Genomic DNA, 16,589 nt, shown 5'->3' with positions numbered 1-16,589 from the left:
CCCACAGGGATCGAGTGCGACCGGAAGATATTGGTCAGCTGGTAGACCGCTTTCGCGAGCAGGCTCGCTCCCACAGGGGATCTGTGTGTGGCAGGCAGTTAGCTGAGGACGACCACGCCACCAGGCAGTTCGGTGCATTTGACGCCGTAGGCGTCGCGGATCAGCAGGGCGACGCCGGCGAGTTGGTCGAGGTTGAAGCGGGCCTGGACGCGGCGTTGGCCGAGTTCGCGGTTGAGCAGCAGGAGCATGCCGGGGCGGTAGCGGTTGATTTCGTCGATCATCTGGCTGAGGGTCGCGCCGTTGAACACCAGCACTTGTTGGCGCCAGTTCATCACGGCGGCGGTGTCGACGGTTTGTACGTTGCCGATTTGCCGTGCGTCGTAGGTGACTTGCTGGCCCGCTTCGAGGCGCAGGTTGCGGCCGTCGATGGCGATGTCGACCGCGCCGTCGAGGCAGGTCACGCAGACTTGCTGGTCGGTGTTGCGCAGGTTGAAGCGAGCCTGACTGGCGCGCAACCACCCTGCTCCGGCCTGCATCGCCAGCGGCAGGCGTGCGGTTTGTACTTCGACTTCGCCGCTGACCAGTTCAAAGCCCTGCACGCCGTTTTCGACGCTGCGCTGGTTGATGCGGGTCTGGGTGTTGAGTTCGAGGCTGACGCCTTGCGCCGGTTCGACCCGGCGCTGCTGGCCGACTTCGGTGATGTAGTCGGCGCCCAGTCCTTCGAAGCCACCGGGAATCGTCCCGCGCACCAGCAGGAATGCGGCGGATGCGGCAATCGCACCGCCGAGAAATGCCCGTCGACCGAAGCTGCGTCGGCCCTGCAACGCTTCGGCGGCCGGTTGCAGGTGATGCCATAGCCGCTTGGCTTCTTCGAAGGCCCGGGCATGTTCGCCACTTTGCGCGCACCATTCGCGCAGGGCGCGGGCGTCGGCGACGGTGGCGCGGCCCGAGGTCAGCAGGATCAGCCAATCTTGGGCTTCGCTGTGCAGAGACTCGGTGGCCGAAGGCTCGGCGGGTTTCAGTCGAAAGATGTTCAAACGCGCAAATTCTCAACGGATTAATCGGGTCACTATTCGCTAGACGGTTTTCCGGCCCCGCGACCGAACCGCTGAAACACTTTTCTTTCCAGTTTCGCTGCGCAGAAGCCCAGCGCGGCTTTGATTTCCTTCTCGACCATGCGCGTGGAAATGCCGAAACGCTGGGAGATTTCCAGGTGCGGCGCCTCTTCCAGCCGCGCGGCGATGAAGATCCGCCGACGCCGTGCCGGCAGTTCGTACAAAGCGCTGAGCAGGGCCTGCATCTCCTTTTGCCCGCCGACCACCCGCGCCGGGTCGAGGGCTTCGTCGCCCAGTTGCAGCAGTTCCTCGACTTCGGTGCCGGTGAGCAGGCGCGCATCGGCCTGGCGGCGGTCGGCGGCGATGTTCAGGGCCATGCGATACAGGTAGGCGTTGGGCTTGAGCAGGTTCGGCGGGGTTTCCATGCGATCGACCCGCAGCCAGGTTTCGTGCAGCACGTCGTTAGCCAGGTCCTCGGAACCGAGGCGGCGGCGCAGGCGCACGCGAAAATCCTCGTAGGAGCTGAGGAACAGCTGGCCCATCGTGCTTTGTCCGGCGTCTTTCATCCCCCGGAAACTCCTTCCCATCTCGTGCATTCCATGCGTTTCCCTGACGACTCCGGTAACAACAGCAACGTGACCGGCTGGCGCAAGGCGCTGGGCGTCGGCCGATCGATTGTGAGGTTGCGAAAACTTTCCACTAGCGCGTTATCGCGCCGTACATCGCCGGTCGAAGTGACCAACCGGTTGTGCTGCACCACGCCGTCGCGCCCGACCCACACCTGCAACACCGCGCGATAACTGCCCGGTCGGGTCAGCGGCGAACTACACAGCTTGCGCTCGATCGCCGCTTGCACCGCCGTCGCATAACTGCGGTTGACCGCGACAGCGGCCGGCGTGGGTTTGTCCGTCGGCACTGGCAGGTCTTCCACCTGCGCCGCTTGTAGAGTGAACGCGTCGGCGCGGGCATAGCGCGCCATCAACCCGGTGCCGCCGAGCAGATGGCGCAAGGCGTCGGCTGCAGTAAATTCGCCATCCACGGCGAGGGAGCGACGGCCCCGGCTCAACTGGCTGTCGACCAACACCGCGACGCCCGTGGCGCGGCTGTATTGATCCAACGCCCGAGCGAGTTCCTGCGCCGGGATGTGCAAGGTCATGCGCATATCTGCCGCTGCCGAATCCGCATTGGCCGCGCAGGTCAGCAGACCGAGCAGCCACCCCAGACCCGCGCGGCGCACAAGCGTCGCCGAGCGCTGAAGACTGATCCGCGAACTGCCTCGCTGCACGACTGGCGCACCCCTGAAAATCGCTATCCTGCGGGGCATTTATGACTCTGGTATGACGGGCAGTGCAAAAAAACCATCACGGGTTTTGCGCCGCGCTTGCACTAGACTCAAACCCCAGAGCGGCCCATTCGGGCGGGCCAGGAGGCGGACATGAAAACGCGGTGGATGTGGGTCTTGCTGATGACGGTGGGCGCGGCGCAGGCGGAGGAGCCGCTGGGTTGTGTCGAGGTCACGGTCGGCGGTTACAAGGCGCCGAATTACGATTGCCTGAGCCAGCAGATGGGCAACAATCCCGACGGTGCGGCGGCGGCGCAGAAGAACATGGAAGCGTTGAATGTGCCGGTGCACAAGCGCGCGCCCAATCAGGTAGGGCTGGCGACCCCGGCGGCGACCAGTACGCGGATGGGGAATACGTTTGGCACATCAGTGAAACCGCAGCGGCCGGCGCAGTGAGGGACTGATCGTTCCCACGCTCCTGCGTGGGAATGCAGCCCGGGACGCTCTGCGTCCCATTGGAACGCGGAGCGTCCCTTGAGGCATTCCCACGCGGAGCGTGGGAACGATCGGCGTGTACCTCTTCTTTCTCTCGTTTTGTTTTTACGACGCCACTCAATCGCTCGGGGTCTGGCGGAAGCTCACGGCCAAGCGATTCCAGCTGTTGATGGTGCTCACCGCAACCGTCAGGTCCACCAGTTCGCCTTCATCAAATTGCTCGCGCGCCTGTTGGTAAACGTCATCCGGCACGTGGCTTTCGGCCAACAGCGTCACCGCCTCGGCCCAGGCCAGCGCCGCCCGCTCGCGAGGGTTGAAGAAGTTGCTGTCGCGCCACACCGCGATCGCGTAAAGACGCCGATCACTCTCCCCGGCCCGCCGCGCGTCCACCGAATGCATGTCAGTGCAGAAGGCGCAGCCGTTGAGTTGCGAGGCGCGGATCCGGATCAGTTGCAGCAGCGGCGCTTCGATGCTCAGGTTGGCGGTCAGCGCCTCCATGGCAAGCATCGCTTTCATCGCCTTGGGCGAAGCGTTGTAGTAATCCAGACGCAGGGACATGGCGCGGCTCTCGGCAGGCGGAATGATGAGTTCACGGTAAGGGCTGTGCAGGCTGTGTTACAGCCCCAATTCCATGAATTCCGGCTACACCAATGAACCTCGGCCAAACGCAATACCTGTGGGAGCGAGCCTGCTCGCGAAAGCGGTTTCCCAGACAAATATTCATCCACTGCACCACCGCCATCGCTGGCAAGCCAGCTCCCACAAGGTTTAACGTCGTTCACATGATTTGTGCACGCCGCAAAAACTGTGGGAGCTGGCTTGCCAGCGATAGCGGAGTGTCAGACAACGAATCTGTTCAATGACACACCGCCTTCGCGAGCAGGCTCGCTCCCACAGGAATTTGTGCCAAACAGGTAGAAAGGTTTACGCCAATTCCGGCTTTTTCGGGCGCGCAACTACTGCCAAAAGCCCAACAACGCTAATCTGACCGACACTTCACTCAACACCCGGGAGCCTCGTCGGTATGGAACTTCATGTCGTGATCAACGGCCGCAAGGATCTTGCCGGTCAGTTGTATCAGCAGTTGCGCGCGGCGATTGAATCCGGGCGGTTGGCGGCGGGTACGCAGTTGCCGCCGAGCCGCTTGCTGGCCGAGCAATTGGGCATTTCGCGCAAGACCATTTCCGACACTTATGCGCAGCTGACCTACGAAAACTACCTCACCGGCGTCATCGGCAAAGGCACCTATGTCAACGCCCGCCCGGCGCAGGTGCAGCGCAAGCAGAGCCACACCGAGCTGGCCAGTGCCGAGGTGATCGAGAGCTGGCGCAATCTGCCGGTGTTCCTCCGTCACCCGACGCTGGAAGGTTCGCTGCGCTACGACTTTATCGGTGGCGCCACCAGCAAAGGCCAGTTCCCCCACGACGACTGGCGCCGCTGCGTCGCTCATGCGATGCGGCAGATGGCGCAGTCGAAAGGCTTCTACAGCGTCGCCGAAGGCTTGCCGGCGCTGCGCAATGCGATCGCCCGGCACATCGCGTTTTCCCGTGGCATCAATTGTCAGGACGAGGACATCGTCGTATGCAACGGCGCGCAACAGGCGCTGGACCTGATTGCCCGCGTACTGACCCGCCCGGGCGATCTGGTGGCGATGGAAGACCCCGGCTACCCGCCCGCGCGCTTGCTGTTTGGTACGCACGGCGCCGAAGTGGTCGGGGTGCCGGTGGATGCCGAGGGTATTCAGGTCGAGCACATTCCCGATGGTACGCGGCTGATTTATGTGACGCCCTCGCACCAGTTTCCGCTGGGTATGGCGATGAGTCAGGCGCGCCGCGAGGCCCTGCTTGCCCGTGCCCACGAGCTCGGCGCGATCATCATCGAGGATGATTACGACAGCGAATTCCGCTACGAGGGCCGGCCCACCGATTCGCTGTACAACCTCGATCAGCGCGGCATCGTCGCCTACGTCGGCACCTTCTCGAAAACCCTGCTGCCGGAGTTGCGCCTGGGCTACGCGATCCTGCCGCCGTCGATCATCGAGGCGGTGATCCGCGCCAAACAGCTCACCGATCTGCACGCCTCGACTCTGCCGCAATGGGCGCTGGCCAAGTTCATCGCCGAGGGTTGCCTGCTCAAGCACATCCGCCGCTGCCACACGATCTACGCGCAACGCCGCGAACGCATCCTGGAGCGCATGGCGACGGATCTGGCGCCATGGCTGCAAGCCGTGCCGGCCAGTGCCGGGTTTCACATGGCGGTGTTCTGCAAGGTGCCGATCGATCTGCCGTTGGTCATCAAGCTGGCAAAAAAGGTCGAGGTCGGCCTGTATGCGATCAGTGGTTTCTACTACCAGCAGCCGGCGAAAGAAGGCCTTTACTTCGGTTTCGGCGCCATCGAAACCCTGGACATCGACATCGCCCTCGATCGCCTGCGCGACATCCTCGAACAGCTGTCATGAGCCGTTGGTATAAGGCTTTTACCGCCGATTGGTTATTGGTGATTCACGGCGGCAGGCCTATTCTGCACAGGCGTTATCCCTCAATGAGCAGGATTCGTCCGGCCTGATTCAGGAGTGTGAGCAATGTCCAACGAAGTGATCAACACGGTTGAGGTCAAGGCGGTTGCGGGCCGCTCGGAAGAGCTCGGCAAGCAATTGCAGAAGATCGTCGATACCCTACGCGAAACTCCGGGCTGCGATTCCTACCTGGTCGACCGCTGCCCCGAAGACAGCCACCGCTGGACGGTCAGCGCGCGCTGGCAGTCGGAAGCGGCGATGCAGGCGCATTTCAACCGGCCCGAGGCACAGGGGTTTATCGACCTGATCGATAGCCGCCTGGCCAATAGCGTTGATTTCAACAGCTTTCCTATCGTCTAAAAGCAAGATCAAAAGATCGCAGCCTTCGGCAGCTCCTACTCTGGAATGCGTTCCCCTGTAGGAGCTGCCGAAGGCTGCGATCTTTGCTTTTGAACCAGAATTGGTCACCTGATCTTCGCGAATATTGGCCGTTTGAACCGGCCACATTGCGGCCTACTGTGAGCACACCCCAACCATCACAGGTAACCCGCCATGAAAGCCCTGCACCTCGCCGCCGCCGCCCTCGCCTTCAGCCTGTCCGCTTCGGCAATGGCCCACGATCCGTCCGAGAAAATCACCGTCCTGCAGGAACAACTGCTGAAAAACGCCCCCGGCAAGAAAGCCATGATGATCGAAGTCGACTACCAGCCCGGGCAATCCTCGATCGCCCATAAGCACGAAGGCACGGCGATGGCTTACGTGCTCGACGGCGAAGTGATTTCCCAAGTCAAAGGTGAACAGGCGATCACTTACAAAAAGGGCCAGTTCTGGTACGAGCCGGCCGGTTCCGAGCATCTGGTGTCGAAAAACGCCAGCACGACCAAGCCTGCCAAGTTGCTGGTGTTCATGGTGCTGGCCCCGGATGAGCAGGTGCTGATCCCGCTGGAAAACTGATGGCCGCCTGATCACATTTGGAATGCGATCAACCGTGGGAGCGAGCCTGCTCGCGAAGGCGCCAGACCACACACCACCAAAACCCTCAGACATCAAATCCCCGGCAAGACAGGCCATCCCGTCTTCCAAATCCACAATCATCCCGCGCTGTCCACTGTCAGGTCTGACAGTGGACAGCGCGACCGAAAGCTCCCCAAATACCAGCACTGCGTTGATCTGCCGGTCCCTATCGACTGATCGCTTTACGCAAAAACAGCGTATTCGAGGAGCAGACCATGACTGAAGTAAAAGACACCGCTGTGCATAACCTGGACCCCACTTTCGGCCCCGACAAAAATGGCCTCACCTGGTTTAAATATCCCGATCAGGAAAACGGCTTCGCCAACGCAGTTGCCGTCGCGGCGGACGGCAAGCTGCTGATCGCCGCAAGTCCGGGCAACAAGTTCGCCATTGTGCGGTTGAAGCCTGATGGCACACAGGACACTTCGTTTGCCCGGGATGGCGTGGCCAGCGGGGTTTTCGCTCCGGGCTATAAATCCACGGGTGGCAGCATCAGCATCCTCAAGAATGGAAATCTGTTGCTTCAGGGTGCCTTTTTTCTACACGAATACGCACAGCCGCAACGCTGCCTGGCAATGTTTCGCAATGACGGAACGCCCGAGACCGCATTTGGCGTCAACGGCGTAGTCTTCGTTGATCCGATTCCGTTGCCCGCGCTCACGTCGTCCGAGATCGAACTTGGGCAAAAACGCACTACGGCATCCGATTACAGTGGCCATGCCATTGAACTGGACGACGGAAAACTGATGGTGTTGAGCAACCATCGATATTCCCCCAATGACCAATGCGGTCTTTTGATCAGACTGCAAAGCAACGGCGCCCTGGACACTGCGTTTGGCCAAGGAAAGGGTTACGTCGCGATTCGATACCTGGCCAACTCCACGTGGGCTGGCTCACTGATCCGGCTCCAGGACGGCAAATTCGCCATCGCAGGTTACGTTTCACGTGAAGACCGCTACCGCGCAATGATCGCCCTCTTCGACGCCACAGGTAAACCTGTCAGCAGCTTTGGCGATAACGGTTTTGCCCTGTTCGACCGCCTGGACAAGCGCAGTCAGATCAACCAACTGGTCGAAATGCCTGACGGCAACATCCTTGGCATCGGTAGCGCCCACTCCATTGATTTCGCTAACAGAGGCCTCCTGGTATGCGTCGACAGGCATGGGAAATACGCCATCGACTTCAATGAAGGGAGGGCAGTCCTGACGTCCTATTCAAAAGCCTTCTTGGGCATCCAATGGACTGCTGGCACGCTGAGGGACGGACATATCGTTGTGCTTTCCAGCACCCACGGCGAACAAGACTCGGAAATCGTCATTGCCCAGTTCAAATCGGACGGCTATCCAGATCGCGATTTCGCCGACGACGGTGTGCTGGTCATCAATCTGACCGGCGTGCTGGACATGGCGGGAGGCCTTGCCATTCAGAACAATCAGATTGTCGTAGCCGGAACATCCCTGCCCCGTACGGACGGCGTCGGTAGCTTCGCCTTCCGCTGCGCCGATACGTTCTGAATGACAGACAAGAAAAAGCCCCGCCTCTTTCGAGAGCGGGGCTTCTTCATTCAGCCACTACTTACGCCAGTTCAAGCTCGGCATTCGCAGTCACCGCAGGCACGATTGCTTGCCCGCTCAACGCCAGATCCAGCAGTTCACGGTTGGCCACCGCGTACATGGCGTAGTCCGTACCGCTCGCAGCACGGATTTCCACCAGCATGGCGCGCCAGCGTTCGATCATGCTTTCGTGCTGGGCCATCCACAGCGCCAGGCGTGCTTCCACGTCTTGGGAGCCGTCGCCCTGTTGCAGGACGGAGATGGTGATCGCCCGCTGCTGCCAGTCGACGTCATCACGGAACGCTTCACGGGCCAGAGCCTGCCAGTTGTTTTCCACCGGCAGAGCGCTGATCTGTTGCAGGTACCAGGTGATGTCCAGTGCAGAGCCGACGGCGAAGTAGGCCTTGGCCACTTCGGCCGGGTTCTGCCCGGTGACGTCTGCGGCTTCGATGATCGGCAGCAGCGTGTACAGGTGCGAAGTGCCCGCAACCATACGCGCCAGCAATTCCGGCACACCGGCTTCGACGTACGCCTGATAGCGCGACTGCCAGTTCTCGCGGATTTCGCCGCTGAGCAGTTCGTCGAGTTTCAGACCCAGTTCTTTCAGGTGCGGACCGAAATGCGCGACGTCACGGGCAGCGTTCTGCTCGTTGCGGCGGGCACGCAGGAACCAGCGCGTGGCGCGACGGCCCAGACGCATCAGCTCGTCCATCAGTTCCAGCTGCACGTCAGCGGAAACCTGGTAGTCCAGCGCTTCGATCTGACGGAACCAGTGCGGGAGGTGGAAGATGTCGCGCACGATCACGTAAGCGCCAGCCACATTCGCCGGGCTCATGCCGGTCGACTCTTTGAGTCGCTGCACGAAGGTGATGCCCATGTGGTTGACCAGATCGTTGGCGATCTGCGTGCTGACGATCTCGCGCTTCAGACGGTGACGACGCATGGCTTCGGAGAACTTGCTGACCAGGGTCGGCGGGAACGCCGTTTCCATGTCGCGGGTCAGGTAGTCGTCGTCCGGCACCAGCGAACCGAGCAGCTGTTCCTTGAGGTCGATCTTGCTGTAGGAAATCAGCACCGACAGCTCAGGACGGGTCAGGCCGTGGCCCTCAGCGACGCGCTCGGTCAGTTGCTCTTCGGTTGGCAGGAACTCGATGGCACGGTCCAGCTTGCCACGGCCTTCCAGATCGCTCATCAGACGCTTGTACTCGGCGATGCGCGCGTAGGCACGGCGCGCCGCCAGGGACAGGGCCTGAGTCTGCTTGTAGTTGTTGCCCAGCACCAGATTGCCGACTTCGTCGGTCATGCTCGCCAGCAACTGGTTGCGTTGCTTGTCGGTCATGTCACCAGCCTGAACCACTTCGTTCAGCAGGATCTTGATGTTCACTTCGTGGTCGGAGCAGTCCACGCCACCGGCGTTGTCGATGAAGTCGGTGTTGGAACCGCCGCCATTCAAGCCGAATTCCACACGACCCAGTTGGGTCATGCCGAGGTTACCGCCCTCGCCCACGACTTTGCAGCGCAGCTCGTTACCGTTGACGCGCAGTGCATCGTTGGCCTTGTCGCCGACATCGGCGTGGCTTTCGGTGCTGGCCTTGACGTAGGTGCCGATACCGCCGTTCCACAACAGATCCACCGGCGCCTTGAGCAAGGCATTGAGCAGTTCGGTCGGGGTCAGCTTGTCAGCCTGGATGTCGAAGCGTTCTTTCATCTGCGGCGAGATCGCGATGCTCTTCGCGCTGCGCGAGAAGATACCGCCACCTTCGGACATGATGCTGGTGTCGTAGTCGGTCCAGGCCGAACGCGGCAGGTCGAACAGACGCTGACGCTCGACGAAACTGGTCGCCGGGTTCGGGTTCGGGTCGATGAAGATGTGCATGTGGTTGAATGCCGCGACCAGTTGCAGCTTGTCGGACATCAACAGGCCGTTACCGAACACGTCGCCGGCCATGTCGCCGACGCCAACTACGGTGATGCTGTCTTCCTGAACATTGATGCCGCGTTCGCGGAAGTGGCGCTGCACGCCGACCCACGCGCCCTTGGCGGTGATGCCCATTTTCTTGTGGTCGTAACCGGCCGAACCACCGGAGGCGAACGCGTCACCCAGCCAGAAGCCGTAATCGATGGCAATGCCGTTGGCGATGTCGGAGAACGTCGCAGTGCCCTTGTCCGCCGCGACCACCAGGTACGGGTCATCGTCGTCATGACGCACGACATTGACCGGCGGCACCAGTGCGCCGTCCTTCAGGTTGTCGGTGATGTCCAACAGACCGGAAATGAAGATGCGGTAGCAGGCGATGCCCTCGGCCGCGATCTCGTCACGGCTGCCGCCCAGTGGCAGGCGACGCGGCAGGAAGCCGCCCTTCGCGCCCACCGGCACGATGACCGAGTTTTTCACTTGCTGGGCTTTTACCAGGCCGAGCACTTCGGTACGGAAGTCTTCTTCACGGTCGGACCAGCGCAGGCCACCACGGGCAACGTTGCCGAAGCGCAGGTGCACGCCTTCGACGCGTGGCGAGTAGACGAAGATTTCGAACTTCGGCACTGGCTTGGGCAGCTCAGGGATCGCATGCGGGTTGAACTTGAAGCTGAAGTACGACTTGTTCTGGCCGTTGGCGTCAGTCTGATAGAAGTTGGTGCGCAGGGTGGCTTTGATCAGGTCGAGGTAACGACGCAGGATGCGGTCTTCGTTGAGCACCTGAACATCGTCCAGTGCGGTCAGAATCGCTTGTTCCAGACGCAGTTGCTTGTCTTCCAGATCATCGCTGCCGAGCTTGCGCGCCAGGTAGAAACGGGTCTTGAACAACCGGGTCAGCTCGCGAGCGATGTCGGTGTGGTTGTTCAGGGTGCTGGCGATGTAACCCAGATCGAAGCCCAGACGAATCTGCTTCAGGTAACGGGCGTAGGCACGCAGCAGCGCCACGTCGCGCCATGGCAGACCGGCGGTCAGCACCAGACGGTTGAACGCATCGTTCTCGGCATCGCCGCGCACGATGTGCACGAACGCGTCCTGCAGGGTGTCGTTGAGCTGCTGGATGTCGAGGTCCAGACCTTCAGCGGCGGTGAAGGCGAAATCGTGAATCCAGAATTCGCGGCCGTTGGTGTGGCGCAGACGGTACGGGAATTCACCCAGTACGCGCAGGCCGAGGTTTTCCAGAATCGGCAGGACGTCGGACAGCGCCAGCGGCGTGTCGGCGTGATACAGCTTGCAATGCAGCTCGCGCTGGCCGGAGACCTGACCGAGCGGCTGATAGAAGCTCATCACCAGCGGATTTTTTTCGTTGAGGCTCAGCAGGTGCTGCATGTCGACCACGGCCGAATGCGCGGCAAAACGCTCGCGGTAACCGGCCGGGAAGCCTTTCGGGAAGTCGGCCAGCACGTTGGTGCCGTGGGCTTCGCCGAAGCTTTCGACGGTCAGTGCGGCGTAGTCGTCCTGCCAGCTGCGGCAGGCCTGGACCACTTCTTTTTCCAGCAGCAGCGGGTCGATGTCGAGGCGGTTCTTCGGATCGACACGCAGAATCAGCTGCACGCGGGCCAGCACGGATTCCGAGAAGAAAGTCCAGAATTCGCAATCGGACGCCTTCAGGCGCTCCATCAGCACTTGCTGGATCTTCTGGCGCACTTCAGTGGAATAGATGTCGCGCGGCACGTAGGCCAGGCAGTAGCAGAAGCGACCGTACGGGTCTTTGCGCAGGAACACACGGATCTTGTTGCGTTCCTGGATCTGCACGATCGACATCACAGTGGTGAACAGTTCGTCGACCGGGGTCTGGAACAGGTCGTCACGCGGCAGCACTTCGAGGACCTGCGCCAGTTCCTTGCCCAGGTGAGCCTTGGACTGGAAGCCGGAGCGGCGCTCGATTTCTTCGACCTTGCGGCGGATGAACGGGATGACCCGCACGCTCTCGCCGTACACCGACGAGGTGTACAGGCCCATGAAGCGGTGTTCCTTGATGACTTTGCCGTCGGCGTCGATCTCACGGATCGACACGTAATCCGGGTAAGCCGGACGGTGTACGCGGCTCGGGTGCGCAGCCTTGGCGAACGACAGCAGGGTCGGTTCGCGCAGGTAGGACACGGCGTAGTCTTCGATGCGCAGGTCTTCGTAGGTCAGGCCGGTGCGCAGCAGTTTGGTCAGGCCGAGGAAGGAATTCCGGTCGTACTCGATGTGGCCGCCATCGGCCTGATCGGTAACCACAAACTCTTCGTAGCCGAGGAAGGTGAAGTGGTTGCCCACCAGCCATTCCAGGAAGCTCTTGATTTCGTTCTTTTCGTCGGCATCGACCGGATAGGCGCTGTTGTCGAGCTGGGTGAGGATGTCCTGCACCTTGGCTTTCATCGGCTCGAAGTCAGCGACGGCGACGCGCACTTCACCGAGCACCTGCTCAAGCTCTTTGCTCAGCACGTTCAGCTCGGCCGCGTTGGCGCAACGGTCGATTTCCAGGTACATCAGCGATTCGTGCAGCACGCCTTCGCCGGTGCTGCCTTTTGGCAGGATTTCCAGCAATTCGCCCTTGCTGCCACGACGCACGCTGAGCACGGTGGTCTGCAGGGTATGAATGCTGTAGCCGCGACGGTTCAGCTCGGTGCGCACCGAGTCGACCAGAAATGGCAGGTCGTGGTGCAGCACTTCGACCGCGGTATGGGTCGACTGCCAGCCGTGACGTTCGTAATCGGGGTTGTAGACACGCACTTGCGGTTGCGCGTGATCGAAGCGCTCAAGCAGGCGCCACGCAGAGAGAGTACAGCCAGCGAGGTCGGAGAGACGACGTTGAGTCAGCTCGTCCAGGGAAATGATGCCGAAGAATTGTTCAGCGAACAGCGCCACTTGTGGCAGTGCCTGTTCACTGATGTGCTGCGCCAGTGCCGCTTGCAGTTGGTGCTGGAAGTCGGCTTTGCTGGCTGCGGTGAAGAACGCCATCTGTGGTACTCCGCTTAAGCTTGTTATTGATGGAAAGCGTCGCGTGCAACACCCCTTTCGGGGCCGGTGTCGCCCTGTTCCTGATTCTCGGGCAGAGGAAACAGGGAGACAGGTGGGTGAAGCTGGACGGGACACTCAGGTCACATTCACCTTCCATGAATGAGCATCTGCAAAAGCGACTGCCAACGCTGCCGACAATGCCTTTACGGGTGCTCATCCGTTGCGCAGCTTAATGGGTGCGACAATGTGTCTGCTTGCGGTGCTGCGACATATTCGGTCATTGGCACGTAAATGCAGGGTTTGGCCTGCATCAACACTAGCAGGCGTGAGCTGAAATGCAGGCTCGATACCCCGGTTTCACGGGACTTTCGTGCCAGGTCGGTCGCTGAGGACTTTACATATCCGGAAACGAAAACGCCCAAGGCCCTGTTATCGACCCTGAGCGTGGCATCCGGTTCAGCGCCAGCGGTTGACGCGGATCAGTCCGGCAACTCTTCGAAGGCTCTGAATTTGCTCACCGTGGCGCAGTCGTAGCACATCGTCTGCAGGATCTGCTTGTCCATGCTGGCGTCAATGTTGCTCGAATCGCATTCGCGGCAGAACAGGCGCAGATTGCCCAGCAAGTCGCTGTCGAACGCTACGGCGCTGAAGAATTGCGGAACCAGTTCGTCGCGCCAGTACATGCCCGGCGACTTTGAGAATCCGGCTCCGCTGTCCTTCAGCACCACGTCGTAAAGCAGTCGCTGCAAGGCCGTTTGCGGCACCCGCGCATCGCGATGGGCGTTCTTGCGCCAGTTACGATTCAGCGCGTCCTGCGCCGTGCTCAGCATGTTGCGCGGAATGGTGTTGGAGGCGTGACTGCGCCCTTTGGAATTGCCGGTGGCATAAAAGTGCGCGGCGTTTCGTACCGCCAAGCGGGCGAAGTAATACAGCTGACTGACCGAGAAGTCCTGCAACAACTGCCCGACCACCTCATCGGCACGGGCTTCGGCCGTGAAGGCAAAATCCACCTCACTGGCCAGCACACGAATGTATTGAAGCGACTCTTCGCGGGCGAGACTGAAGACCAGGGAATAGATTTCGCTCTTCCAGGCAGCCTTCACGCTGCCCGACAATTCCTGATACAGCGCCAGATACAGATTCTCTCGGTTACTACGCGCCGCGCCATCCAGCGTGACGTTGGGCAGCCAGCGCACCGCGCTGTACTCGCGGATATTGCAGCCCTCGCTGCGATCGAAGGCGTTGATGTCGGAATCGGTGGAAACTGCCAGCACCCCGGCTTCGTGCAGGTCTTTGAGCAACTCCTCCCGCGCCTCGAAGGTCAGGGCAAGCAGCTCCTCTCGGGATGGCGCGCTCAACGGCGCAATCCATTCAACGTTTGCGCCGTAGCCATCATCGAGCAAGGCGAGCAACGTCAACTTCTGCACAAAGCCCAGATTGGCGTAAGGCACTGCGGGGAGTTGCGCGCCATATCTGGCCTGCAACTCCAGACGGTCCCGCGCCGCCCGGGCGGCCAGTTGCTGCTGGCGAACCTTGAAACATTCTGTGCAGTTGCACGCTGTGTGGCGGCCATTGGCGCCGGGGACACTGTGCTGGTGCTCACAGCGGACGCATTTGAATGCACTGCGCAACGAAAGCGGAGTTCCCCTGGCGTAGCGGCGCATCCACATCGGCAGTTCACAGTAAGGACAGGTGAGGTCTGTGCTGACGATCGGTGGCAGAACCTTTAGCAGACTGCGCACCGTGGAAGGAATCTGGAATTGCTCCATCAGCTGCGAAGTTTTCTCACCTTCCAGATAGCGCTTGTAGATCTCTTCGATCTGTTCATCAGACAGGTGGCGAATTTCTTCGGCGCGGTCGAAATATCGGGTCATGGCAAAGGTCCTTTTTTGGGGTTTTGGTAACGCACTCCGTTGCGCAAGAGCGGCGAAACTAACGGCAAAACGGTGGCGATCACAAGGGAAAAATCGCAATTTCTGGTGGATTTTGCGCATCCGGTAATTGCCTTACGCTGGCGTCGGATTTTCCCTTCTCGCTACTCGGAACCGGGCGACGGAAATGTCCTGCTCTGCGACTTTTTGCCGATGCAGGCAGCGCGAACGAGCAGAGACTGGCAAAATCGCGCCTTCGAACACATTCACCGCCGCCACTGCCCAGGATTTCCCCCATGCAAATGACCACCGCCCTACTGATCGTCAACCCGTGCGACGACGAAGAAGACAACATGGCCATGCTCTGCTGCCACAGCGACAAGGGCGAGATGTTCCTGATGAGTCGTTATCCGGATGAGGATGAGCTGGAGATCACGCTGGATGGCGAGCCTTCGACGCTGGAGGGGGTGAAGGTCACGCTGACTTCGAACCTGCTGAAGATCGAAATCGCTGCGGCGGATGCCGATGCGTTGAATGGCGATGATGTGCTGGAGATCAGTTTTAATCCGGACATGGTGGATATGGATGAGGTTGTTGAGACTTTGAAGAATATTCTCGATGGGACCGGGACCTTTATCAGCGAGGTTTGATGGGGCCTGGAAGGGCCCTATCGCTGGCAAGCCAGCGATAGGGCCGGCACTGGCGCCGCTACAATTTCCTGCTTTGCGAAAGATCAAAAGATCGCAGCCTTCGGCAGCCCCTACAGGGGATCGCATTCCAACCGGGAAGCTGCCAAAACCCGCGATCTTTTGCTCTTTTGCACAAAATGCCGTTAGTCGCCGCCCCCCACGATGGATTAAAGTAACGCCCCCAGCCCCGGCGTTATCCGAACGCCCCGGCCACCCCCTTTCCAGGAACAGTCACCGATGGAACATCGTGAAGCGCTGCTGGCGCTGCGAACCTTTCTTTCAACGCAGATTCTCGGCCAGGAAAAACTCATCGAGCGTTTGCTCATCGCCCTGCTCGCCGACGGCCATATGCTGGTCGAGGGCGCACCCGGTCTGGCCAAGACCAAAGCGATCAAAGAACTCGCCGAGGGCATCGAAGCCCAGTTCCATCGAATTCAGTTCACCCCCGACCTGCTGCCGGCCGACATCACCGGCACCGAAATCTACCGTCCGGAAACCGGCAGTTTCGTCTTCCAGCAAGGGCCGATCTTCCACAACCTGGTGCTCGCCGACGAAATCAACCGTGCGCCGGCCAAGGTGCAATCGGCTTTGCTCGAAGCGATGGCCGAGCGTCAGGTCAGCGTCGGGCGCAGCACCTATGAGCTGTCGCCGCTGTTTCTGGTAATGGCCACGCAGAACCCGATCGAACAGGAAGGCACCTATCCGCTGCCGGAAGCCCAGCTCGACCGTTTCCTCATGCACGTCAAGATCGGCTTCCCTGACGCCGCCGTCGAACGGCGCATCCTGCAACAGGCGCGCGGCGAGGCGTTGAACGGCGAGACCAAGCCCGAGCGTCGGGTCAGCCAGCAGGCGATCTTCGCCGCGCGCAAGGAAATCCTTGGTTTGTACATGGCCGACGCCGTGGAGGAATACCTGGTGCAACTGGTCATGGCCACGCGCAACCCGGCCAAGTTCGATCCGGAAATGGCCGAGTGGATCGCTTACGGCGCCAGTCCGCGCGGCTCGATCGCCCTCGATCGCTGCGCCCGCGCCCACGCCTGGCTGGCCGGTCGCGATTTCGTCAGCCCGGAAGACATTCAGGCCGTGCTGTTCGACGTGTTGCGCCATCGCATCATTCTGTCGTTCGAAGCCGAAGCCGCTGGCATCGATCAGGATCGCGTGGTGCAGCGGATTCTCGACGTCGTCGCCGTCGCTTGA

The 16,589-nt window shown here is 60.7% G+C and carries 13 protein-coding genes; 7 read left to right on the top strand and 6 right to left on the bottom strand.

Going from position 1 to position 16,589, the window contains the following annotated elements; translation table 11 throughout:
• Nucleotides 1–98 precede the first annotated feature (98 nt).
• The 3 genes from BXA01_RS00795 to BXA01_RS00785 are packed head-to-tail and all read right to left on the bottom strand — an operon-like array spanning nt 99 to nt 2,340.
• Nucleotides 99–1,037, bottom strand: coding sequence for a FecR family protein (locus BXA01_RS00795; protein ID WP_076562582.1), 939 nt, complete (start codon nt 1,035–1,037; stop codon nt 99–101).
• Nucleotides 1,038–1,069: 32 nt separating this feature from the next.
• Complete coding sequence (locus BXA01_RS00790; RefSeq protein ID WP_041480103.1) at nt 1,070–1,621, bottom strand: RNA polymerase sigma factor; 552 nt, start codon at nt 1,619–1,621, stop codon at nt 1,070–1,072.
• Nucleotides 1,618–2,340, bottom strand: coding sequence for an STN domain-containing protein (locus BXA01_RS00785; protein ID WP_076562580.1), 723 nt, complete (start codon nt 2,338–2,340; stop codon nt 1,618–1,620). The genes BXA01_RS00790 and BXA01_RS00785 overlap by 4 nt, the downstream gene beginning before the upstream one ends.
• A gap of 150 nt (nt 2,341–2,490) precedes the next feature.
• Here BXA01_RS00785 and BXA01_RS00780 point away from each other — a divergent pair, with 150 nt between their 5' ends.
• Nucleotides 2,491–2,793, top strand: a complete 303-nt coding sequence (locus BXA01_RS00780) for a hypothetical protein (RefSeq protein WP_076562578.1) — start codon at nt 2,491–2,493, stop codon at nt 2,791–2,793.
• Nucleotides 2,794–2,949: 156 nt separating this feature from the next.
• Here BXA01_RS00780 and BXA01_RS00775 read toward each other — a convergent pair whose 3' ends face one another.
• Nucleotides 2,950–3,390 carry a carboxymuconolactone decarboxylase family protein gene (locus BXA01_RS00775; protein ID WP_076562576.1) on the bottom strand — a complete coding sequence of 147 codons (441 nt, stop codon included), beginning with the start codon at nt 3,388–3,390 and terminating at the stop codon, nt 2,950–2,952.
• Between the two features lie 466 nt (nt 3,391–3,856).
• Here BXA01_RS00775 and pdxR point away from each other — a divergent pair, with 466 nt between their 5' ends.
• The 4 genes from pdxR to BXA01_RS00755 all read left to right on the top strand — a co-directional run bounded on the left by pdxR (nt 3,857) and on the right by BXA01_RS00755 (nt 7,875).
• Complete coding sequence (pdxR, locus tag BXA01_RS00770; protein ID WP_076562574.1) at nt 3,857–5,290, top strand: MocR-like pyridoxine biosynthesis transcription factor PdxR; 1,434 nt, start codon at nt 3,857–3,859, stop codon at nt 5,288–5,290.
• 123 nt (nt 5,291–5,413) lie between these two features.
• Entirely contained in the window at nt 5,414–5,707 is a 294-nt protein-coding gene (locus BXA01_RS00765) for a putative quinol monooxygenase (RefSeq protein ID WP_016774982.1), read from the top strand.
• 192 nt (nt 5,708–5,899) lie between these two features.
• A complete protein-coding gene (locus tag BXA01_RS00760) occupies nt 5,900–6,301 on the top strand; it encodes a cupin domain-containing protein (protein ID WP_076562572.1) in 402 nt (133 codons plus the stop codon).
• Nucleotides 6,302–6,576: 275 nt separating this feature from the next.
• Nucleotides 6,577–7,875, top strand: coding sequence for a hypothetical protein (locus BXA01_RS00755; RefSeq protein ID WP_076562570.1), 1,299 nt, complete (start codon nt 6,577–6,579; stop codon nt 7,873–7,875).
• Between the two features lie 61 nt (nt 7,876–7,936).
• Here BXA01_RS00755 and BXA01_RS00750 read toward each other — a convergent pair whose 3' ends face one another.
• Both BXA01_RS00750 and BXA01_RS00745 read right to left on the bottom strand, forming a co-directional pair.
• Nucleotides 7,937–12,832 carry an NAD-glutamate dehydrogenase gene (locus BXA01_RS00750; protein WP_041480093.1) on the bottom strand — a complete coding sequence of 1,632 codons (4,896 nt, stop codon included), beginning with the start codon at nt 12,830–12,832 and terminating at the stop codon, nt 7,937–7,939.
• 479 nt (nt 12,833–13,311) lie between these two features.
• Nucleotides 13,312–14,706, bottom strand: coding sequence for a hypothetical protein (locus tag BXA01_RS00745; RefSeq protein WP_076562568.1), 1,395 nt, complete (start codon nt 14,704–14,706; stop codon nt 13,312–13,314).
• Between the two features lie 293 nt (nt 14,707–14,999).
• On the opposite strand from BXA01_RS00745, the gene BXA01_RS00740 reads away from it, so the two are divergent.
• Both BXA01_RS00740 and BXA01_RS00735 read left to right on the top strand, forming a co-directional pair.
• The gene (locus tag BXA01_RS00740; protein ID WP_076562566.1) at nt 15,000–15,353 is read left to right on the top strand and encodes a hypothetical protein; all 354 of its coding nucleotides are present in this window, start codon (nt 15,000–15,002) and stop codon (nt 15,351–15,353) included.
• Between the two features lie 276 nt (nt 15,354–15,629).
• Nucleotides 15,630–16,589 carry an AAA family ATPase gene (locus tag BXA01_RS00735; protein ID WP_007913915.1) on the top strand — a complete coding sequence of 320 codons (960 nt, stop codon included), beginning with the start codon at nt 15,630–15,632 and terminating at the stop codon, nt 16,587–16,589.

Origin of the sequence: Pseudomonas sp. B10 (genome assembly GCF_900156235.1) — a bacterium.
Classification (GTDB): Bacteria; Pseudomonadota; Gammaproteobacteria; order Pseudomonadales; family Pseudomonadaceae; genus Aquipseudomonas; species Aquipseudomonas siliginis.
The sequence above is the reverse complement of the archived record's forward strand: the minus strand, read 5'-3'. Positions and strand labels throughout refer to the sequence as shown.

Bases quoted from the DNA above. Each gene is read 5' to 3' on its own strand.
- BXA01_RS00790 (WP_041480103.1), bottom strand. From the start codon at position 1,621: ATGAAAGACGCCGGACAAAGCACGATGGGCCAGCTGTTCCTCAGCTCC.
- BXA01_RS00780 (WP_076562578.1), top strand. From the start codon at position 2,491: ATGAAAACGCGGTGGATGTGGGTCTTGCTGATGACGGTGGGCGCGGCG.
- BXA01_RS00775 (WP_076562576.1), bottom strand. From the start codon at position 3,390: ATGTCCCTGCGTCTGGATTACTACAACGCTTCGCCCAAGGCGATGAAA.
- pdxR (WP_076562574.1), top strand. From the start codon at position 3,857: ATGGAACTTCATGTCGTGATCAACGGCCGCAAGGATCTTGCCGGTCAG.
- BXA01_RS00765 (WP_016774982.1), top strand. From the start codon at position 5,414: ATGTCCAACGAAGTGATCAACACGGTTGAGGTCAAGGCGGTTGCGGGC.
- BXA01_RS00760 (WP_076562572.1), top strand. From the start codon at position 5,900: ATGAAAGCCCTGCACCTCGCCGCCGCCGCCCTCGCCTTCAGCCTGTCC.
- BXA01_RS00755 (WP_076562570.1), top strand. From the start codon at position 6,577: ATGACTGAAGTAAAAGACACCGCTGTGCATAACCTGGACCCCACTTTC.
- BXA01_RS00750 (WP_041480093.1), bottom strand. From the start codon at position 12,832: ATGGCGTTCTTCACCGCAGCCAGCAAAGCCGACTTCCAGCACCAACTG.
- BXA01_RS00745 (WP_076562568.1), bottom strand. From the start codon at position 14,706: ATGACCCGATATTTCGACCGCGCCGAAGAAATTCGCCACCTGTCTGAT.
- BXA01_RS00740 (WP_076562566.1), top strand. From the start codon at position 15,000: ATGCAAATGACCACCGCCCTACTGATCGTCAACCCGTGCGACGACGAA.
- BXA01_RS00735 (WP_007913915.1), top strand. From the start codon at position 15,630: ATGGAACATCGTGAAGCGCTGCTGGCGCTGCGAACCTTTCTTTCAACG.